1 pseudogene is annotated in these 436 nt (G+C 78.0%); it reads left to right on the plus strand.

Annotation, left to right across the window (positions count from 1 at the left end):
* A pseudogene (locus tag LPA54_RS39305) lies at nt 1–331 on the plus strand (hypothetical protein); the annotation flags it as partial.
* Nucleotides 332–436: the final 105 nt, after the last annotated feature.

Genomic DNA, 436 nt, shown 5'->3' on the forward strand with positions numbered 1-436 from the left:
GTACCTGAACATCGCGCTCAGCGCCCTCACCGCCGTCGGTCTCGCCCTCGCCGCCACCTCCGGCGTCCCGGCGGTGCTGCGGGTCTGGGGCGCCTGGGCCGTCACCGCGGGTCTGGTCCAGCTCGTCGTCGGCGTCGCCCGGCGCCGCATGGGCGGGCAGTGGGCGATGATCGCGAGCGGCGGCATCTCCACCCTCGCCGGTGTGTCGTTCGCCGCGCAGGCGGGCGGCGCCGGCGCCTCCCTGAAGACGTTGGCCGGCTACGCCTTCCTCGGCGGCGTGTTCTTCCTCGTCTCCGCCCTCCGCCTGGGCCGCGCCGCCAAGGGCGCGTGACCCGGCCCGGACACCGCGGGGCCCCGCCGGCGTTCCCCCTGCGCCGGCGGGGCCCCGCGGCCCGTGTCCCGCGTGTCCCGTGAGGTCACACCATGCGCGGCAGGG

This window comes from Streptomyces sp. DH12 (assembly GCF_020873895.1).
GTDB lineage: Bacteria > Actinomycetota > Actinomycetes > Streptomycetales > Streptomycetaceae > Streptomyces.